Below are 19302 nucleotides of genomic sequence, written 5' to 3'. Positions count from 1 at the left end.
GTTCAGCTGTCCACGCGCCTGCCATGCTGAACAGTTCAACCCCGCGCGCCGATCAGGGCAAACACCGCGCCCTGCGGGTCGATGCCGTTCAGCACGAAATTTCCATCGGGTATTTCCTGCGGCCCCATGAAGACCTGCCCGCCTTTTGCATTGATGGTCTTCACCGCGGCATCAATATCGGCCACACGGAAATAATAGGCCCAGGCCGATACCGGCATTTCATCCGGTTTCTGCATCACCCCGCCCAGGCCATAGCCATGGCCCAGCAGATGATAGGTGCCCATCGGTCCCATATCCATCTCATCGGTTTTTTCCCAGCCGAACTGCTCTGTATAAAAGGAAATTGCGCCCTCTGGGTCAGATGTGACCAGCTCATTCCACGCACAATGCCCGACTTTCGGTTCCGTCTTGGCATAGCTCTGGCTCTCTTCACCAGAGCTGTCGTGCATGATATAGAAAAACGCGCCCTGCGGGTCATTGACCATGGTAAAGCGGCCCACATCCGGGATATCGACAGGCTCCATATGCACAGCGCCGCCCGAAGCCTTGATGCGCCCTGCACTGGCCTCGACATCGTCAACCTCAATATAACCCAGCCACGCCGGACGCCCGCCGCCCGCTTCCATTTCCTCAGTCAGTGCCATCATCCCGGCAATCTGCGCTTCACCTTTGGAAAATATCCGGTATTCCATTTCCGGATTCCCGCTATCGGCAACAGTCCACCCCAGCAGTTCCCCGTAAAAATCCTGTGCCGCTTCCATGTCACCGGTCGTCAGTTCGTACCAGATAAAATCACCGTGTTTATTGGGCATTTTCTTTCTCCTTGGATAGACATTGATATGTGTATGATATGTGTATTTTTTGGAAAGCGGCTATGCCCCCATCGTGACAACAGGCACAAAGCCGCCATAGATCATGTGCTTGCCATCGATCGGCATATCAGAGCCCGGCGCGGGCATGCGTTTATCGGCGTGCATTTTCGGCATCGCCGCCTCAAATTCTTCGCGTGAAGACCATTCAACAAAGCCGAAGACAATCGTGTCGTCCTGAGGCGCGTTCACCGCACGCCGAAAATCAGTGATGTCTCCGTCCGGCACATCATCTCCCCAGCAATCGAGCGTGCGAAGCGCGCCATATTCCACCGCGATCGCCGCCATCGTGCTACACATATCGCGGTATGCATCACGCTTGCCAGAAGGTGCCGAGGCGACATAACCCTGCACATAACCGGGCGCGCCTGAACTGCCATGCTCCGCCACAGATTCAAACCCGCCATAGGTCAGCCGCTTGCCGTCAAACGGCATCGGGTTTTTCTCAGGATCCATACGCGGGTCAGCTTCGGGATCCTCCATCATGGCGTTTATTTTTTCCATTGCCGCGTCCCGCGTGTCTTTGTCTGGCCATTCGATCCATGAAAACAGGACTGCCTCATCGTCTTCGGCCTTCACCGCGCGGAAAAAATCGGTCACTTCGCCTTTGGGCACTTTGTCCTGCCAGCATTCCAGGATACGGCTTGCCCCCATATCCATGAACACAGGGTCAGCTGTTTCGGCATGTTTTATAAACCTGTCCTTATTCGCCGTGGGACAGGCGATGATAAAACCATCGATATAAGGCATTCCACGTCTCCTCTTAGCGCGTATCATATCGCAAAACGGCGTATCGGCCAAAAATCAGATTTTTTCCCCGCGCCAGACGACTTTTCCGATAATGGTTACGTTTGCAGGGTCGATACCTTCATAACTTGGATACTGTTTATTGTCTGAAATTACAGATAGCTGCCCTCCCGGGCCAAAGGCGAGACGTTTGACCATCAACATGTCGTCCATGCGAATTACATAAATGCCATCACGGGCACGCTGCGGGCTGCGGTCGACCAGTATGTCGTCGCCGTCTTTCAGGCTGGGTTCCATTGAATCGCCATCGACCTGGATAATGGAAGGTTCGCTCGCCACCGATACGCCGATTTTCTGAAGCCAGGCATCGTCACAAGCGATCCGGCCGGCCTGCAGCTCATCATCATTATGTGCGCCGGAGCCTGCGGAAGCCCCCACTGATAGCCGCGGAATAAAACGCATGCCATTAAAGCCGGACCCGCCATCTTTGGATTTTCCTACGGGCCGGCTGCGTCCCGGCGCGCCTAGCATATCCTCGGACACACCAAAAAATTCGGCCAGCACCCGGCGGTCGGCCTCGTCCAGCTTACGCGGACTACCTTTGCGAATAAACTGCTGAATATAAGCAGCATTACGCCCCAGCATTTCTGAAAGCGCGCTATAGCTGACGCCGCGTTCCCGTACCAACCGGTCGAGATTTTCCCTGATTTCCATATTTTCCATTTTTTAAGCATAGCATAAGATTTTTCCTAGACAAGTAGGATTTCACCGTTCATCTAGGAAATATCTTATAAAGCGCATCGAGTCGCGGGAAAAATGAAAGGAATTGAAAGACATGCATATTGGCTATCGGGTGGAACGGTTTTTGAACGAAACAGGCATGCCACGCACCAAATTCGGGCGGCTGGTGGCACGCGATCCGCGGTTGGTCGACGATATGCGCAACGGCCGCCAGCCACGTGAAGAGATGCGGAAAAATATAGAACATTTCATGAACAAATATCGGGAGCAGGCACAATGATACACACGAAAATACGCCGCGATGCAGGTGACATGCTGAGCGCTGCGCTGGTGGAAGCCAGTCGCGGACAAGGCCGGGTCATCCGCCGCACGGGCAAAGCCTGGGCCAGCGCCACCTTTGCCGGCATGCGGCACAGCATCGAAATGTATTTTGCAGGGACCGATGCGGTCACAGCTGGCAAAGCATTAGCTATCCGGCTGAATGAACGCGAGTTCGACCTGAAAGGCCATATCGTTGCAGATATAAATGCCGTGCAGGAAGCGGAACAGGATGGAACATTCACACTCGAAATAGAGGCGCTGACGGTGGAGGATGTTTGAGCGGCAGAATTAATGCGTCATTACGAGCGAACACGAAGCAATCCCATGTGGAACCTGCGCAACCCTAACGTGCCATCACCATCGGCGAGGGTGTACCCAGCCAGTCTTCCATGCTGACTTCGTCGCGCACCTTATAAGGCTGGCCGCGGCGGTTGAGGAACATTTTTTCCATCTCGCTGCGGTTAAAAGGTCGCGAGCCGAGGCGGCCGAACACTGCCATCTGTCCGCCGGTTTCATCGACAGCGCGGTCACGGTCCAGGCCTTTGGACATGGACAGTGCCGGTGATGGTGTTTTTGCAAATGCAATCAGTTCAGGCTTTGGCGCGGGCGAGAAGCCGTAAAATTTGGGCTGGCTGTCAGGCGAAGTGAGCTGCACCACCTTAAAGCCGTTCCGGCCATCGGCGACATAGGCAAATAGCGTGGCATTGGTCGATGCTACCACCACATCCTCCACATCGTTCATCGCGCCGCCAAACGTTTCCTTGCGATATATGGTCGGCGCTTCGGGATTCTTGATATCGGCAATCACCAGCCCCTCATCTTTAGCGGCAATATAGGCATAGGTACGCGCCAGATAGAGCCGCTGTGCATTGGCGAGCGGGATCGTGCCGCCTGGAACCGCGACCGGCGCGTCCATTTTGGTAATGTCGAACAGCTTTACGCCTTCTGTATCTGTCACCCACAGGTAACGGAACTGCACCGCACTGGCCCGTGCATCGGTGAGCGGCATCGTTGTCACGTAACGCGGACTGTCTGGATTATCGAGATCCATCACCACCAGGCCCGCATCCGCGGTGATATAGGCATAATGGCCCGCCAGCGTGATGTGCCGGGCGCCGGCCAGCACACCGTTTTCATTCCATGCGTCACTGCCATTGCTGAACTGGGTACGTTTGAAGAAATTGTTGCGAAATTCACCGTCCGCCAGCGTGTTGATATCGACCAGGATCAGGCCTTCCTCGCTGTCAGTCACAACCGCGTAATTATAGATCGGATGGAAAGGCTGTTCCTGATTAATCTCGCGCATTTCCTCCGTATTGCGCAGCGGGTTAATCGGCTGGTTGGTGGCAAGCGCCATACAGGTCGCGTTTTTGCTTTTCACATGCGTATCCTGGCCCAGTGAAGAAAACGGCGCTTTCACAATCCGTTCGGAAAATCCCTTATTGCCGATCGAAGCGATGTCATAGACGCGGAAACCGCCGCGTCCTTCCGCGACAAACATATATTCGCCGCGCATCTGCAAACAGCGAACCGCGTCTTTCGTACCCTGCACGACGTTGGCAAATTCCTCGAGCGCCTTGGTCTCACCGGAGAAATTCTTGTCAAACGTCTCACCGCGCACCCAGTTTTTCAGCTCGCGCCCGTTGCGCTCGACATGCAGCTTGTAATAATCAGGATAGGCATATTTATGCAGATAAGACCCAATCACCGCCTGCGGCTCATCCCATTCGGTGACACGCACTGCTTCAAAGCCCGTGTCCAATCCGACCCAGCTGTTGAGGCCGACAAAATTCACATAATTGGTGCCCAGCAACAATAGCTGCGACATGATCGCATTATTGTCATTGGCTTCGCTCAAATGGCAATCGCTGCATTCTTTCGTCTCTGTCTTGCGCACAGTGTGCGGGAAATGCGGAGCAAAAGCCTGGCTGGAAAAACCGATCGCCGATATGGGCGGCTGCTGTATGTAAATACGCTCGCGGTTGATATTGGTGGAGCTGAGCACCAACGCCGAGGTAGAGCGCACCGGCGCGGTGATATTGCCCTTGGTGGTCTGGTGCTTGCCCAGCTGGAACATCTGGTCGCGTGCCACCTGCGGATTGTAGGTCGCATAGTTGCGGGTATCGTCTTTCTCATACTTATGGACGCTCGATTTCCAGTTGGCTTCAATCGGCAAGTGGCAGCCGCCGCAGCTGGTCGTCCAGCTGAGGTGACAGGTAAAGCACGCCATCTCCTCATCATCATGCGCGCGCGCTTCGGGCAGGACGCCGCTACCGAAACTGTATTTTCCGGTTTCGGAAGCCGACTTTGCGACGGTTTTGGCGCGCGCAGACTTGGCGTTAAAATTCGGATGATTGCGGTCAACACTGTCTTTCACCAGGCTGACCCGCCAGCTAAGCTCTGGATCGACTATCGAACGCTGCACCAACACACGCTTGCCGCCCGGTTCGGTGAACCATTCAAACCGGCGCCTGCCATCGGCATTGCGTAGCAATGCGAGGTTATTACCCTGTGGCCGCGCCGCCAGGTTGGACGTGCGCAGTGTGGGATATTCATCCGCCGTACCGTGGCAATCCTTGCAGCCTATCTCGACCGCGTTGGCAACCTCACCATAAATCAGGCCATTGCCATGGCTGTCCTGCCCGAAATGGCAGTCGCTGCACTGCATGCCCACCTCGGCATGGATGTCCATCATATGCACGCTCTTGCCTGGATTAGTGCCGGGTTCGACAAACTTCTCCTCGCCCTCTTTACGGAATTTCTCGGGATCATCATCCGCGACAATCGCGCCATCCTTGTCGAGCAGGTTGCCGTCGCGGTCGCGTTTCAGGATCGCACGGAAATTCCACCCATGGCCATGATAATCGGCAAACTGCGTGTCTTTCAGTTCTTCATTGAGGTCATAGACATTGCGCAGGAAGTCCACATCCGCCCACAGCCCCTTGGGCGCGGCACCTTCAGGGTTGCGGTCGAGCACGGCGCGCACTTCGGCGGCGGTCGGATATTTCTGTTGTTTATAGGTTTTCTGGTATTCCTCGTCACTCATCCCCTCGGGCCGCGGCGTCTTGTTGTCCGGTCCCGGCCACATATAGGGCGCGTCGGATTCATAATCCCACATGGTGTAGCCCAAGTAGGAATTGAGGAAGATATTGGGCTGGTGCATATGGCAATTCATGCACTGCGCTGTCGGGATCGCCTTGGTGAACTGGTGCTTGATGGGGTGTCCTTTTTCGAGCGGCGCATCTTTGTCATGGCCGCCGTCATGATCTTCCCCATGGCCAGCAGCATTTCCATGTGGCGACTTCGTTTTCTTGTTATGGTCATCACCATGTTCGCTCGCGGCGTCATATTCGGCATAGCTGCCAAAACGCATCTGCCCTTCGCGCAGCGAGTTGATCGTGGGATCGGCAGTTGCGGTCTGCCCGTCACGGCCATATTTGGCATAGGTCAGGCTGTGGCGCGGCTCACGGTCATTGGCGTAGATAACGTGGCAGGATGCACAACCCGAAGAGCGATAGTCGCCCGGCTGGTCATTCGTTCCCATCTGCCACAGGAACGGATCATTCAGCCGCGTCTTGTGGATGTTGAGCACGGGTATCGCAACACGCAGGCCGGTCGCGGGGCCGCGGTTTGACTGTTTGAGGTCGGGCCGTCCCGGCTCCTCCAGCCGCTGGATGATACCGCCAATATTGGGTAGGCCGATTTCAGGGAACTGCGTGTTGATATTGCGGCCGCCGCGCTCGAACACACGGAAAATGTCGGCAGGCGGAATGACATGCCATGTGGGCAGCGGATACATGACGGGCAATGCGCCGCGCGCTTTTTCGGCCTCGGTCACGGTGCCGGGCGCACTGCCCGGTTCAGTGCCGGCGGATTTGATCATCGCAGGCTTGCCATCACGGGTAAACGCCTCGCCAAACAGGTAGTTTTTGAAAGGAACAATACCGTTATTATACGCCGCTCCGCCCCATAACATCGCGCCGGTGGCCATCAGCGAACGCTCCGACGCCTCGATAATTTCGATATGACAAGCGCCGCAGGATTCGCGCACCACGCGGTAATCGGACGGGTTGACGAAACGCACAAATTCGGGCGCTTCCTTGGCGAGCAGCGCGTAGGAACGCTTGGGATTGGCCGAGGATGGCCAGTGCCAGCTTTTGGGGTATTTGGGCACGACATGCGCAGTGGCCAGTGCTTGCAAGTACGGCGCGCTCTTTTTATCCCATGATGCGTCAGCGACAACGGCCGGATCACCGCCATGGCAATCGGTGCAGCCCAGCACCACGGCGGGCGTCGCGTGCATGGTTTTGCGGTCGCTTGCGGTGTGGCAGCTGATGCAGCCCGCGCTTTTTGCATCCGCCTCTGCCCAATCCTGATTCTGCGGTGCGGGCGGGGTGAAACGGTATTTGACCTTTTGCGGCTTTTCCTTGCCCGCGGCCAGCACCTGCTGGGGCGGAGCCGCGATAAACGCGATGCCGGCAAGCAATGCCATCACGGCAATCCAGATACGGGATATGGTAAAGCCCTGTTTCATATCAAAACGCCACAATCGCATTTAAAAGCACCGAATAATAGCGGCCATCACCGCCTGACTGCGTGAAAAGATCCCTGAACCCACTGCCCGGATCGAACACCGCGCCCGACAGGCGGAACACCAGGTTCTGGTTCGCCCTTGGCCGCCATATGCCCGCGAGCGACAGGTCCCAGCCAATGTCCCGCGGAATGCTGCCCTCGTTGCGTAGCGCCTGCAGCGTGTCCGTTTTCGCAAACCATAAATGGTTGATATTGCCGGACAGCCGGATTTGAGGTGTCAGGTCCGCATCCGCTCCCACGCCAAGCAACACCGTGCCGGGATTGTTGAAATTGGACTGCCCCTGCTCTTTCGAGGAACGCAGCGAATTGAGGATGCCATTGCGGCCATTGATACCGACCGCTCGGCCGCCACCCGCAAAGGGAATAACCTGCCTTATCCAGTAACTGGTGTCTGCACCTGCAAAAATCGGGTTTTCAAAAATCGCATCGAACCCGCCCTCGACATTGTTATACGGATCGCCATCACCGCTCGCATAAAGACCCGAGGCGCGAAAGCGCAGGAAGTCGACATCATAGCTCGCCTCCGCCGCGCCGAAAAACGCGCGAATATCCGCCTTGCGGCTAGTGAAAAAACTGTTCCTGTCCTCACCAAATGCCCCGTAAAGTTGCCCCGTCAGGTTGATACGCCCGATCCGGCCATCGACCGCGTAACCAAGATAGGCTACGTCATAGGACCGGCTGCGCAGGTCCCCGAGCAGTGCAGGTCGCACCGGAAAGCCATTATCGTCGGTTTTGAACGACCCGCGTTCGCGGTTCATATTATAGGTCAGCGACACCTGGCTGGTCAGGCCAACAACTGGAAAATCCTGCCGGTACACATTCGCGAAAAACACCCAGTCATCACGCGGGGTGTCCACAATGCTATTGAGCCCGCTATTCGTGTCTTTTTCCAGCCGCCAGAACGCGCCCAGATTAAACTGTATCCGGTTATTGTCGCGTGATCCGAACAACCGGACGCCCAGCTGGTTATCCTGAAACAGGAAGCCGCGAAAATCGGCCTGCATCGGCTGGATACCGGCGCGCACCGAAATAAAATCATAACGCGCCGTGTCATATTTGCCGAGGTGATAATCCACGAACGCTTCCTGCACACCGATAAAATGATCGGTGCGGCGGCTGCGCGCGGATGGTTCCACCAGCAACACGCGGCGCTCCGGCACATCAACATGATTGACCTGCGCCGCCAGTGTCAGCCGGTATTCGACCGAAGGCGGCTTATAAGCTGTCTCGCCCTTGATAAGCGCAAACCCGGTAATGAATGTCTGCGCCAGTACCAGCGAATTGGAGCGGCCAAACACATCAAGGCTATCTGGACGGTCCGTAGTCTGCACACCCACCGGTGTCGGGAAGCTGCGCGGTTCAATCACTGTATCCGAAATCGCATTGAGTACGAAAAACCAGTCTTCCTCTTTCAGGAAGCCCGGCTTGTACTTGTCCGGGATTGGCAAATCACCTTTCAGCCAATTCTGGTGATAGGGATCGGTGATCGGCTGGCACACTTCATAGAGCCCGCCAAACACGCCATAGGACACTGGCTGGCCTTTTTTCTTTTCGGGGCAGAGCGAGGTCAGTAGCCGCCAACGATCCGGCACGGGAAACTGGTCGGTGGGAAAAGCCTCTGGCGGCGGCGCACGCACAGCACCCGGATTATTCTGCGTCACCGGATCGGGGAGTTCAGCCTGCACACCCGGGCGGCGGCGGCCATCAATTAACGCATCATCGGCTTCCACTTCAGGGTCGGCCTCAGGCAGTGCTTCATCTTCTACAGGTGCTTGCGCGACCGGCGGTTCTTCGGGAGCCTGTGGGTCTTGCAGCATTGCGAGCTCGCCACCTTGCCCGGGCAGCGCGGCCACAAAAGGAAGGAAAGATGTCATCATCCCCGCCATTTACAGCCCCTCACACACATTCTGCTCGGCACTGTCCAGAAACGGTGCGAACGGGCAGCTGACATAGCGCAGCCGCACTGTCGCATTGCCCAGGTCGACAACGATGCGGTCGGCGCGGATGTCTTTGGGTGCATTACCGATCGATCCGGCCCGTGTTCCTGCATTATGCAGGCCCAGGAAGCTGATCATATCATCCTGGTCAATGCCGTCGCCCGATACGCCCAGCCCGCCAATCAATTCGCCGCCGCGATACACTGGCACCGATCCCGGGAAAATCTGAATGCCGTTTTCCAACCGGTTTTGTCCCGGCGCAGCATCGGGCGTATTGGTGCAACGCGGCGGTGTATCTGTGGCCGAAGCGCCCGCTACAAACTGCGCATGCTGAATGATATTACCCGCCACCAATTGCACCTGTAATCCGGTGGCAAAGGGATTGAAATCCGCAATCGGGCGCGACAATGGGCCGTTGGGCCGCCCGACTTCGCCGTCGGGAAAATAAGGCCGCGACAGGTTCCCGCCACTGCGGTCAGCAAAGGCGAACATGCCTGTCAGTGCCTGCGGATCGCCAAGGAAATCACGCACCCGCTGTACAAAGGCTGCGACATCACCGTCCGGATTGGCGAGCAATTGCTGGCCTGCAACACTGTTGGAGAAAAAGCTCGCCGTTCGCGCCTTTTGCAACGACACATCGGTGCCGAAAATCGGCGCATCGGGCGAGCGCACGATGCCAAGGACCTCACCATGGGTATCGACCAGCGAGATTGTCACCTGCGCGCGGCTATCAAGCGGACGGCGGATCTGCGCACGCGCACGGCTCATCACCGTAAAGGCTTCTTCCAGTATCGCGCGCGATTCTGCAGCAGTCAGCGCGCTGCCTACACTGGCGCCATCGGTCCCGCCGCGCACCGGATAGCGATTGCCGCCCCCTCCATTGGTCAGGATAAAGGCATCGCGATTGGAAAATTCCGCTGCTGTCGAGGCTCGCACACCTGATGCCTCGCTGCCATAGGCCGTGCCGGCAATAATCGCGCCCGCGCTGTAGCCCGTGACAGGAACAAGCGCACCCTGGCTGCCATTAACAGCCGCAAAATTGCTTTGCAGTGGCGCAAGGTCGGATGCTGCCATATCGCTGAACCGCAGGCTCGTACCATCCACTGTGATCCGGCTGGCCAGAATCGTGTCAGGCGGCGCGAACCCCTGCATCCCTGCCAGCGCGATCGCTTCTTCATCATCCACATCGATATTCAGGATGTTGGAATCGAACCCGTAATCGCCATCACCCATCACGCCTATGCCGCCTACCACAACGCCGTTCTTGTATAGCGGCAGACCGCCGGGATCAGCGGCGAGGCCAAGCGGCGCGCGTTTCGGTCCGATGAGTGCGGCAGCGCCTGCTGCGCCGAAACGCGTGTTCAGGTCTGAGCAGGGCAGCTGGCTGAACTGCACCCCGAATAGCGGCCCGCTTTCAAGGCCTGGCGTAGAGGGCGCGGGCGGGAAGTGCTGTTGTACAATCTGGCTCGCGGTGCGTGTGGTAAAGGCATTGCCCGCACTGGAGAGATATGCCCCGGTAATGGCTTTTGAAATCGCGGCCATTTCAGCAGGGACAGCCAGCCCCTGTGCATCGACCAGCGGGCTGTTTGTCCCTGATGGCGTGACTGCACTGGTAGTGGCCGTGGCAAGCGCCCCATTCATGCGGAATACGGCCAGCACATTGCCCACCCTATCGGTCACCGTGATAACGGAAGGCATGCCGCGCGACTGCGCCTCGCCCACCGCCTGGGCAATAATCGTCTGTACATCCGAAACACTAAGCGATTGCTGCGCCGGAACCGAATAAAGCTGCCCGCTCGGCGGCGGTGCGGGTGCTGGCGTAGGTGTAGGTGATGGGGTCGGGGAACCGCCCCCATTATCACCGCCCCCGCATGAGGAAAGGGCCAAAAGCGCAGCAAGTGATACGGCCAATCTGCACGGACCCCGCATTACCGCAGCGTCCTTATCGTGCGTACCGCGCCGCCCAGTGCACGGCGGAAGCGGCGTGGTTCAAAGCTGTTGGGCTCACCCACCTCGGCATAGGCATTGTTGATCTGCACGCGCAGGTCGTTAGCGGCGCTTTCACTCACCGCACCCTGGTTGACCAGGGCGTTGAGCAACGTGTCGATCGCCATGACCGACTGTACCGCACCTTCATAATCGGTGAAGCGCGGGCTGATCGCCTCGCTGGCAATCGTTTCCATAATAGTGAATGTCTGCGCGCGTGAAAAACCACTGCGCGAAAACGCATCCGCCAGCTTCATGGCTGTCTGACGCAGCCGCTGGGCCGCCTGTACCGCGGCTGGCCTCCCCTCAGCCATGGCCGCGTGAAAAGCGCGTGAGCGGGCGTCAAATTCTTTCGCTAATCCGGGTGCCATCACCCGCGCCGCAGCTGACAGCATAATCATGTTTTCATCATTATAGGGCGGCATGCCTGCCGGAATCGGACGTGCAGGATTGTTCAGCTTCTGCGGCCGGGCATCCGCACCGTCATAGATACGGCGGTGACAACTATGGCAGTCATAGAAATAAAATTCTGGGAACAGTCCATCCGTACCAAGCTGCGGTTTGCTGAAAAGCGACAGCGAGCGTTCAAGCGCCATCGCCTGACCCACGGCCCAGAATTGCAGTGAATTGGTGCGGCCCTTGCGTGCGAGGTAATCCGCATCTTCATCATGATGCTGTTGCAGTGCTGAAAACAGGTCCATCTCAAACGAAATGCGTGGGTGCCCGGCGGCCATGATGCGATGGTTTACGAACTGGCCCCCGTCAGTGCTGCCGAAATGGCAGTCGAGACAGACATTGGCGCGCGCTTTCGGATTCTCAAGCGGCGTCAGTCCCTGCGCAACATTGCGGGCATGGGTAACGTCCACTGCATAATGGCTCGACAGCCAGCTGGATGCAGGGCCATGGCAGGCCTCACAACCAACACCATCATCCACCTGAAAACGCGGACCTTTGGAAAAGGCAGGTGTGGTGTGACAGCCCAGGCACATCTGCGCAGCTGCCGGGTCACCTATGCCCAGTTTTTTGGCAATGGCGATGCTGCGTGGTTCGCGCAGCACGCGAAAAGCACGGCTATGTGCGCCGCCCGGGGTGGATTCTTCCTGCCAGCGCAACAACTCATCCTGCCGCACAATTTCGCCATCAGCTTCATTACGTCCATGGCAGGTCGAACCGGCACAGGTGGCCACGCCCAGAAACTGGCCCTGCGGCGTGTCTTCAGCCGCAGCAGCTTCAACAGGCGTGGAAAAATGACTGGCAGCAAGTGCGAAAAATGCGAACGACAGGCAGAGCAGACTTGCCAGCAAAGCTGAACTATTGCGCCTGACCCAGTTCTCCCCGTGCGTCATCGATACCATTTTGTCTTTCTGCATCGCCTCTCCGCCCTTCACGACATGCCCTAACAGCATGTCCAGCCGATTTATTGTAACGATGCGACCCCGCCTCTTATGTGAGCCTTATCACCCTATTGGCCTCATGTTTCAAGGTAAGAGAGGGTGATTTTGTCAAATTTTGTTACCTTATGTGACATTTTATGGCCTATATCGGGTTTTGTCCGTCACATAGTTACGGGGCGGTCAGGTTATATATGCGCGTTTCATGCTATGAGGCGCAGGGTCGATATAAAGACTCGCACGCGCATTATTCAGGGGGATCAAATATGTTCACCGACTTATCCTTTACAGGCGGCGGCTGGCTGGGCCAGCTTTCACTTTTGTTACTGCTTGCCGCAATGCTGGTGAAACCGGCTTTGAAAATGCGGATGCTGGTCATGTTGTCCGGCCTGGTCGGTGCGGTTTTCGCTGTATCTTGGCTGAACGACTATATTCTGGCGGCATGGCAGCTCGCGCTTGCACTGGTCTGCGGCGTTATGGTGCTGGTCTATTTCCTGCAGCAGAGCAAAGTCAGCTTTACCGGCGAGGAAGAAAGCCTGCGCGCTGCATTCCTGGGCAACGTGCCGCGTTCTTCGGCTCGTCACCTGATCGACCAGGGCAACTGGATTGATGGCCGGAAAGGCGAAGTGCTGATCCATGAAAATGAAGCCACCACCCATTTATTCTATATCGAAAATGGCAGTGCGAATGTGGCCTTTGACGGCAAACCTGTCGGAACATGTGGTTCGGGTGACCTTGTTGGCGATGCCACCGCGCTAAGCGGGGAACCTGCCAGCGGTACGGTTACCCTCAATGAAGACAGCCGGATGTGGTGCATCGCCGCGCCGGAACTGCGCGCCTATGTAAAATTGCATGACGATGTCCGCCCCGCAATCGAACGGCATATAAACGCCGCATTGCAACAAAAGCTGCAGGCCGTGAACGAGAAAGTGGCGGGGACCTAGAGCTTAAGTCCGCCGGATTACCAGGTTGCGGATTTCGGTCATATCTTCCATCGCAAAACGGATGCCTTCACGGCCAAGGCCGGAATCCTTGACGCCGCCATAGGGCATATTGTCGACGCGGTAGCTGGGCACATCATTGATGACGATCCCGCCGACATCAAGCTCATCCCAGGCATCGAGTGTTTTGAACAGATCGCGGGTGAAAATGCCCGCCTGCAGACCGAATTTGCTGTCATTCACTTCTTTTAACGCCGCGCCAAAATCACTGAACCGCGACAATATAGCGAGTGGGCCAAACGCTTCTTCGCGCACGGCATCGGCATTTTCATCAACATTTTCCAGCAACGTAGCTTCGAGCATATTGCCCTCACGCTTACCGCCACACAGCAATGTCGCGCCGCCAGACACAGCATCCTGAATCCAGCCATCGAGCCGCGATGCCTCGCCTTCCGAAATCATTGGACCGATAAATGTGTCCGGGTCTTTGGGATCGCCCGCAACCAGCGACTTTGTCTTTGCGACCAGCATGTCCCTGAAGCGGTCATAGACGCTTTCATGGATGATTATGCGCTGCACACCGATACAGCTTTGGCCCGACTGATAAAATGCACCGAAAATTACGCGCTCCAGCGCATCGTCAAGATCGGCATCATGGTCGATAATGCACGCCGCATTGCCGCCCAGTTCCAGGATCACCGGCTTCTTGCCCGCCTTGGCTTTCAATGCCCAGCCAACACCCGGCGATCCGGTAAAGCTGAGCAGCTTGAGCCGCTCGTCCTCGGTAAACAGGTCCGCCCCGTCACGGCTCGCGGGCAGGATAGAGAACGCACCCTTGGGCAGGTTCGTTTCCGCCAGCACTTCACCCATGATGATCGCGCCGAGCGGCGTCTTGCTCGCCGGTTTCATCACGAATGGACAGCCCACGGCAATGGCGGGTGCAATTTTATGCGCAGCCAGGTTGAGCGGAAAATTAAAGGGTGAGATAAAGCTGCACGGGCCGATTGGCACACGTTTCCACATACCCTGATAGCCTTTTGCACGCTCCGAAATATCGAGCGGCTGGACTTCACCATAATTGCGCACGGATTCTTCGGCCGCGATACGGAATGTGTCGATCAGACGCGTGACTTCGCCCTCACTATCCTTGATCGGCTTGCCCGCTTCGACACATAATGCATAGGCCAGCTCGTCAAACCGCTCACGAAAGCGCGATACACAATGGTCGAGCACCGCCTGCCGTTCATAACTTGCCATCCGCGCCATCGGTTCAGCGGCCTCGACTGCGCCTGCAATAGCGGCATCGATCACATCCGGCGTTGCCAGCGCGGTGCGAAATGCAACCTCATTGGTGAACTTGTCGGTCACTTCCAGATCAGTATTGGGCTGTGCCGCTTCATTATTCAGGTAGAGCGGATAAACGTCTTTGAGTGTGGCCATCGGTTTCTCCTGACGGGAAATATATTGCCTGTGATTTATGAGTAAACGCTAGATTTTCGCACTCAGTTCCTGAATCTCATGATTGAGTATCCGGTCATTGTCCGAATAATCAACCGCGCAATCTATCAGATGCACGCCATCGGTGCTGAGGCAGTGATCAATGGTCTTCTGCAACTCTGCTGCGCTTTCAATGCGGTGGCCGCTTGCACCATAGCTTTCGGCATATTTGACAAAGTCGGGATTGTCATAAGTCAGGCCCCAGTCCTTGAACCCCATATTAGCCTGTTTCCAGCGGATCATGCCATAGCTGTTGTCATTCAGTATCAGCACGGTGAGATTGAGGCCGAGCCGCACGGCAGTTTCCATTTCCTGGCTGTTCATCATAAAGCCGCCATCGCCGCAGATCGCCATCACCTTGCGGTCAGGGTATAGCATCGCCGACATCATCGCCGAGGGAAGCCCCGCGCCCATGGTGGCGAGCGCGTTGTCGAGCAGAACGGTGTTCGCCATCTGCGCATTGTAATTGCGCGCGAACCAGATTTTATAGACGCCGTTGTCGAGCGCGATAATGCCATTGCCGGGCATCGCCTCACGGATGGTTTTTACCAGATGCGGGGGATAAATGGGGAACCGTGTGTCATCTTCCATTGTCGCCGTATGCGCCACTTCGGCAGAGCGCGCCTTGTGCATGTGCGCAAAGTCCCAATCAGACGACGGCACAATGTCTTCTTTCATCTGCCAGATCGCATTGGCTATATCGCCAATTACCTCAACCTGCGGGAAATAGACCGGATCTACTTCGGCACTGTTCATTGACACATGCACGACTTCGGTGCCGCCATCGTGCATGAAGAAAGGTGGTTTTTCGATCACGTCATGGCCGATATTGACGATCAGGTCCGCGCTTTCGATCGCGGCGTGGACAAAATCACCCGCCGATAGCGCGGCGCAGCCCATGAACTTGGAGTTATTCTCATCGACCACACCCTTGCCAAGCTGTGTCGTCACGAAGGGAATACCGGTCTTTTCGATAAACTGGCTTAGCATCCGGCCCGTCATGGTGCGGTTAGCGCCGCCGCCAATCACGAGAATGGGCGATCTTGCCTCTTCCAGCTTTTTCACCGCCGCGCGCACTGCTTTCGCCTCCGCCGTGGGACGGCGCGAGATGCTGGGTTTTATAGGTGTGCTATCCGTATCTTCATCGGCAATATCCTCGGGCAGCTCCAGATGCACCGCGCCCGGCTTTTCTTCTTCGGCAAGCCGGACCGCCTCGCGAACACGGCTCGGAATATTGTCGGCAGAGGTCAGTTGCTGCGTAAATTTGGTGATCGGCCCCATCATATCGACCACGTCAAGTATCTGGAACCGGCCCTGTTTCGATTTCTTGATCGGTTTCTGGCCCGTGATCATCATCATCGGCATACCGCCCAGCTGTGCATAGGCGCCTGCCGTGACCAGATTGGTCGCGCCGGGGCCAAGCGTCGCGAGGCAAACACCGGTCTTGCCCGTATGTCGGCCATAGGTCGCGGCCATAAATCCCGCACCCTGTTCATGCCGCGTCAGGATCAGTTTGATTTTTTTTGAACGTGAAAGGCTATCAAGAAAATCGAGGTTTTCTTCGCCCGGCACGCCGAAAACATATTCGACCCCCTCTTCCTCAAGGCATTGGATAAAAACGTCGGATGCTTTCGTCATGTCATGCGTCTCCCCTGGGACAGCCTCTTTAACAAGAACCATCCGGTTAATCTGTGCAACTACGACCCGCCACGGGAATTGTTTCGAAGGAGTCTGCCCCTTATTCCGATGCCCCCGCTTATGCGTTACAGGCATAGGCGAATTTTACATTTGAGTCACGGGTGCAGAATAGTTTTCAGCGTGGTGGGCACGGTGACACATGTCACATCGCGATGATTCAGTAACCTAGTGACAGGTCCACCCTGTTGGTCAGCGGTTCCTCATTTACCCAGGCATGTGTATTTTTGATAAACAGCTCCGCCGAACGCGCAAACATTTTCGATTGCGCGCGGCCCGACAGGTGCATGCTAAGCTGCACATTCGGCAGCGTCCATAAAACATGGTTCGCAGGCAACGGCTCGGGTGTCACCACATCCAGGAACGCGCCCGCAATCGCCTTGTCCTGCAGCGCCGATACCAAGGCATCCTGATCCACACATGACCCGCGCGCAATATTGACGAGAAATGCGTCTTTTTTCATCGCCTCCAGCTCGGCTGCACCAAACATCGCTTCGGTTTCATCGGTTGCAGGCATGGCAAGGATGATCCAGTCAAATTCGCCAATACGTGTCTGCCAGTCATCTGCGCCGATAATGCCTTCTGCGGGTCGTGCAGTGCGCGCGACGCCTGTCACCTCTACACCGAAACCTTCCAGCCGCGCACCAATTGCGCGGCCAATCGCGCCATAGCCGATAACCAGCGCCTTTGTTTCATAAAGCTCAACCACGCCGGGGGAAGCCTGCAGCCATTCTGCTTTGTCGGCGGAACGCACCACATCGGCATAGCCTTTGGCAAGGCTGAGCATACCGAGCACGGCATATTCGGCGACGGCAATGGTATTGATACCCACGCCATTGGTCACCACCGTGCCCTGTGCCGCAAGCTGTTCGACCGGAAAATGATCCAGCCCGGCATAGATGGTCGAGAGCCATTTCAGTTTAGTACCAGCAGATACAACCTCGCGCATGGCAGCGGGGTCATTCAGGTCGACCCATGCAATATCCGCATCCACAATCTCCGCTTTCGCTTCATCCGCCGACATGAACCAGTGCGCATCAATACCGGCAGGCAAATGCTGTTCAATCAGCGGACGCACCATGGCGGATAAAACAGCTTTACTCATATTGATAATTTCCAATCCCAGCCCAGCGGGTCGCCATCCATCACCTCGATGCCCTGCGCAGAGAGGCTGTCGCGGATTTCGTCAGAGCGGGCAAAGTCCTTGTCCACCCGCGCCTGTTTGCGGGCCGCGAGTTGAGTTTCGATATCTGCTTCGGATAAAGCCGCAGACTTGGGGCGGGTACGCAAATCTGCCCGTTGCAATGTCGCAAGGTCCAAGCCCAAAACGGTATCCATTTTCAGCAGCGCCGCCATTTTCTGCGCCGCGTCGATTTTCTTGAGACCAAGCAATTCCTCAAACACGGTGAGCGCCTTGCTGCTGTTCAGGTCATCAGACATGGCCAAATCAAAATCATGTAGGAACGCAGTAATTTTGGGATGATGGATAGCCATATCGGCATCGAAACTATCATCCAGCCGAGCACGCAGCGTCCCCACCTGCATCACCATACGCTTAAGCCGCGTGAATGCGGCCGCCAGATTATCCCATGAAAATTCCAGCTCACTGCGGTAATGTGCCTGCAGACACATCAGGCGATAGGCGAACGGGTGAAAGCCCTTGTCGATGAGTAATTGCACGCGCAGGAATTCACCTGCCGACTTGCTCATTTTACCTTCACGGGCAATCAGGAAGTTATTGTGCATCCAGAAACGCGCACCGCTATGGTCACTGCATGAATGGGCCTGGTTTTGTGCGATTTCGTTCGGGTGATGGATTTCGCGGTGGTCAATTCCGCCGGTATGTATGTCGAACGGAAAGCCGAGCAAAGCCTCGCTCATCACGCTGCATTCCAGATGCCAGCCCGGTGCACCCTTGCCCCATGGGCTATCCCATTCCATCTGCCTGCTCTCACCTTCCGGTGTCTTGCGCCAGATGGCGAAATCGGCGGCATTGCGCTTGCCCTCGACCGTGTCAATCCGGCCTTCACCATCATCAGTCACGGCGCGGGCAAGACGACCATAATCAGCCACGGTTGATACATCGAAATAGAGCCCGCTCTCCAATTCGTAACAATGCTTGTCAGCAATGCCCTTCGCATAAGCGATCATCTGTTCGACATAATCGGTGGCAATCGACCAGTGTGCAGGCTGCCGGATACCCAGCGCTTTTACGTCATCCCAGTACGCCTCACTATAATGGCGCGCGATATCCCAGATGGATTGAGATTTTTCCGCCGCCATTTTCTCCATTTTGTCCTCACCCGCATCGGCATCATCAGTCAGGTGGCCGACATCGGTGATATTGATGACATGGGTGAGCTTATATCCCTTGAACGACAACGTTCGGCCCAGTGTGTCGGCAAACACATAGGCGCGCATATTGCCGATATGCGGATAATTATACACGGTCGGCCCGCACGTATACACGCGCGCTTCACCGGGATGCACGGGTTCGAAAACCTCTTGGGCACGGGTCAGGCTGTTATATAGCGTGAGTGAGATATCGTTGGACTCTGACATGTTGCCCCATGTGTTGCAAAGC

The 19302-nt window shown here is 56.4% G+C and carries 14 protein-coding genes and 1 pseudogene; 3 read left to right on the top strand and 12 right to left on the bottom strand.

Going from position 1 to position 19302, the window contains the following annotated elements; all coding sequences use genetic code 11:
* Positions 1-35: 35 nt before the first annotated feature.
* From G6Q15_RS02790 to G6Q15_RS02780, 4 genes and pseudogenes are all read right to left on the bottom strand, one after another.
* Positions 36-812 carry a VOC family protein gene (locus G6Q15_RS02790; RefSeq protein ID WP_164115433.1) on the bottom strand — a complete coding sequence of 259 codons (777 nt, stop codon included), beginning with the start codon at positions 810-812 and terminating at the stop codon, positions 36-38.
* A 60-nt stretch (positions 813-872) separates the two neighbouring features.
* Positions 873-1223 (bottom strand): DUF1428 domain-containing protein, encoded by a 351-nt coding sequence (locus G6Q15_RS12220; protein WP_275897586.1) that lies wholly within the window; start codon positions 1221-1223, stop codon positions 873-875.
* A gap of 42 nt (positions 1224-1265) precedes the next feature.
* Positions 1266-1619: pseudogene (locus G6Q15_RS12215) on the bottom strand (DUF1428 domain-containing protein); the annotation flags it as partial.
* A gap of 54 nt (positions 1620-1673) precedes the next feature.
* Positions 1674-2339: a S24 family peptidase gene (locus tag G6Q15_RS02780; protein WP_164115428.1), complete on the bottom strand. Its 666-nt coding sequence runs from the start codon at positions 2337-2339 to the stop codon at positions 1674-1676.
* A gap of 112 nt (positions 2340-2451) precedes the next feature.
* Between G6Q15_RS02780 and G6Q15_RS02775 the strand changes: the two genes are divergently transcribed.
* Together G6Q15_RS02775 and G6Q15_RS02770 are read left to right on the top strand one after the other, a co-directional pair.
* Entirely contained in the window at positions 2452-2637 is a 186-nt protein-coding gene (locus G6Q15_RS02775; RefSeq protein ID WP_164115426.1) for a hypothetical protein, read from the top strand.
* Entirely contained in the window at positions 2634-2957 is a 324-nt protein-coding gene (locus G6Q15_RS02770) for a hypothetical protein (protein ID WP_164115424.1), read from the top strand. The genes G6Q15_RS02775 and G6Q15_RS02770 overlap by 4 nt, the downstream gene beginning before the upstream one ends.
* Before the next feature lie 64 nt (positions 2958-3021).
* On the opposite strand, the gene G6Q15_RS02765 is transcribed toward G6Q15_RS02770, so the two are convergent.
* The 4 genes from G6Q15_RS02765 to G6Q15_RS02750 are packed head-to-tail and all read right to left on the bottom strand — an operon-like array spanning position 3022 to position 12600.
* Positions 3022-7212, bottom strand: coding sequence for a hypothetical protein (locus tag G6Q15_RS02765; RefSeq protein ID WP_164115422.1), 4191 nt, complete (start codon positions 7210-7212; stop codon positions 3022-3024).
* A 1-nt stretch (position 7213) separates the two neighbouring features.
* Entirely contained in the window at positions 7214-9148 is a 1935-nt protein-coding gene (locus G6Q15_RS02760) for a hypothetical protein (protein ID WP_164115836.1), read from the bottom strand.
* 9 nt (positions 9149-9157) lie between these two features.
* Entirely contained in the window at positions 9158-11137 is a 1980-nt protein-coding gene (locus G6Q15_RS02755; protein ID WP_164115420.1) for a heme-binding protein, read from the bottom strand.
* Complete coding sequence (locus tag G6Q15_RS02750; RefSeq protein WP_240330713.1) at positions 11137-12600, bottom strand: cytochrome c family protein; 1464 nt, start codon at positions 12598-12600, stop codon at positions 11137-11139. The genes G6Q15_RS02755 and G6Q15_RS02750 overlap by 1 nt, the downstream gene beginning before the upstream one ends.
* A 251-nt stretch (positions 12601-12851) precedes the next feature.
* Between G6Q15_RS02750 and G6Q15_RS02745 the strand changes: the two genes are divergently transcribed.
* Positions 12852-13529 (top strand): cyclic nucleotide-binding domain-containing protein, encoded by a 678-nt coding sequence (locus tag G6Q15_RS02745; RefSeq protein ID WP_164115419.1) that lies wholly within the window; start codon positions 12852-12854, stop codon positions 13527-13529.
* A 3-nt stretch (positions 13530-13532) separates the two neighbouring features.
* On the opposite strand, the gene G6Q15_RS02740 is transcribed toward G6Q15_RS02745, so the two are convergent.
* The 4 genes from G6Q15_RS02740 to cysS all read right to left on the bottom strand — a co-directional run bounded on the left by G6Q15_RS02740 (position 13533) and on the right by cysS (position 19280).
* Positions 13533-14966: an aldehyde dehydrogenase family protein gene (locus tag G6Q15_RS02740; RefSeq protein WP_164115417.1), complete on the bottom strand. Its 1434-nt coding sequence runs from the start codon at positions 14964-14966 to the stop codon at positions 13533-13535.
* Positions 14967-15014: 48 nt separating this feature from the next.
* The gene (locus G6Q15_RS02735; RefSeq protein ID WP_164115415.1) at positions 15015-16661 is read right to left on the bottom strand and encodes an acetolactate synthase large subunit; all 1647 of its coding nucleotides are present in this window, start codon (positions 16659-16661) and stop codon (positions 15015-15017) included.
* A gap of 217 nt (positions 16662-16878) precedes the next feature.
* The gene (locus G6Q15_RS02730) at positions 16879-17823 is read right to left on the bottom strand and encodes a D-2-hydroxyacid dehydrogenase (protein WP_164115413.1); all 945 of its coding nucleotides are present in this window, start codon (positions 17821-17823) and stop codon (positions 16879-16881) included.
* Positions 17820-19280: a cysteine--tRNA ligase gene (cysS, locus tag G6Q15_RS02725; RefSeq protein WP_164115411.1), complete on the bottom strand. Its 1461-nt coding sequence runs from the start codon at positions 19278-19280 to the stop codon at positions 17820-17822. The genes G6Q15_RS02730 and cysS overlap by 4 nt, the downstream gene beginning before the upstream one ends.
* Between the last annotated feature and the right edge of the window lie 22 nt (positions 19281-19302).

The organism is Sphingorhabdus sp. Alg239-R122 (assembly GCF_900537065.1).
Taxonomy (GTDB): Bacteria; Pseudomonadota; Alphaproteobacteria; order Sphingomonadales; family Sphingomonadaceae; genus Alg239-R122.
This window is presented reverse-complemented; position numbering and strand designations above follow the sequence as displayed.